The sequence below is a fragment of the Aliivibrio sp. 1S128 genome (assembly GCF_001691065.1).
Classification (GTDB): Bacteria; Pseudomonadota; Gammaproteobacteria; order Enterobacterales; family Vibrionaceae; genus Aliivibrio.
Genome location: NZ_MAJV01000133.1, coordinates 1 through 1,122, shown reverse-complemented (window position 1 = coordinate 1,122; position 1,122 = coordinate 1). Strand labels below are relative to the sequence as shown.

Sequence of the window (1,122 nt, the reverse complement as noted above, 5' to 3'; positions counted from 1 at the left end):
ATACCTTCAAGAATAGCAATACGTTTTTGCATAAATTCATAATCATCAACATCTAACAAATAAGCAGACGGTTGACCGTGCTCTGTAATTAACACTGGTTCTTTTGAAGCATGAAGCTCAGAAAGAATCTTGGTTGCTTGACGTTTTAATGTAGTGACTAATTCAACTTTCATATTCAGTTTCCATTATTGAAAGAATAAAGTATCACTATTGTATCACTTAATTAGCCATTGAGACAGTTCATTTAACGCCTGCATAACACGTTTGCTACGATACAGACCTAGCTGAATTTTAACGCCTTAATCACTGAAACTAAAGGCAAACTGACAACGCCGAGTGTAGCAAATCGTGTTGATGCATTTGTTATATGCGTAAATCATTTCTTTGAGAGCTTAAACCATATTCTTTTTGATAACTCCCAAATTGATATTGAAAGAATAATTAGAAATATTGCATCACCACCTAAGAAATAGGAAATAACCAGAATTAAAATTACGACTATTATTGATGTAATAATTAACAATAAGCGATCAGGCATTAAGCAACTCCGGATTTTGAGATAGCACAGTTTCTAACCATGAACCTGTAATTCCATTATCACGACCAAAATCTAACACTTGCGATAAAGAGCAGCTCGTATTTTTATAAAATGACCTTGCCGAACTACCAATTACAGCTCCAGCCCAAAATGCAGCATAAACTCCAGCGCCAACAGTTCCTGCACGGGCAACGGCTGACAATGGAACTCTAGGGTTACTTGCTAACGTTATTGCTTTATCAATTCGATCAATCATAAGCCAAGAAAGAGCCCCTGCTCCCACTACATTTTCAGTAGTTGGAAGGTTTAAAAGCTTAAGATTCTCATCAATATCATATTTAAATGAGTTTAAATCCATTGAACAGCTAGCCATGATATTCTCCATTAATTAAAAAGAAAACTATACCAACAACCTACATTTCATCGATTAAAAATACTTATTTTATCGAGCTATAGCTAAAGATATAAACTAACAAATCAATCAGTTACATTATAAAAACCAAAGAAGCATATAACGCTGGCATAACACGTTTACTACTATGCAATTATACTCAATATTGACGCCTTAAAACGAGAAACACCCG

The 1,122-nt window shown here is 34.5% G+C and carries 2 protein-coding genes; both read right to left on the bottom strand.

The window, feature by feature from the left end; genetic code table 11:
• Positions 1-173, bottom strand: a 173-nt coding sequence (locus A6E03_RS17965; protein ID WP_083201878.1) for a type II toxin-antitoxin system Phd/YefM family antitoxin, incomplete at its 3' end; no start/stop codon positions are given.
• A 357-nt stretch (positions 174-530) separates the two neighbouring features.
• Positions 531-911, bottom strand: coding sequence for a hypothetical protein (locus A6E03_RS17960; RefSeq protein ID WP_061030722.1), 381 nt, complete (start codon positions 909-911; stop codon positions 531-533).
• Positions 912-1,122: the final 211 nt, after the last annotated feature.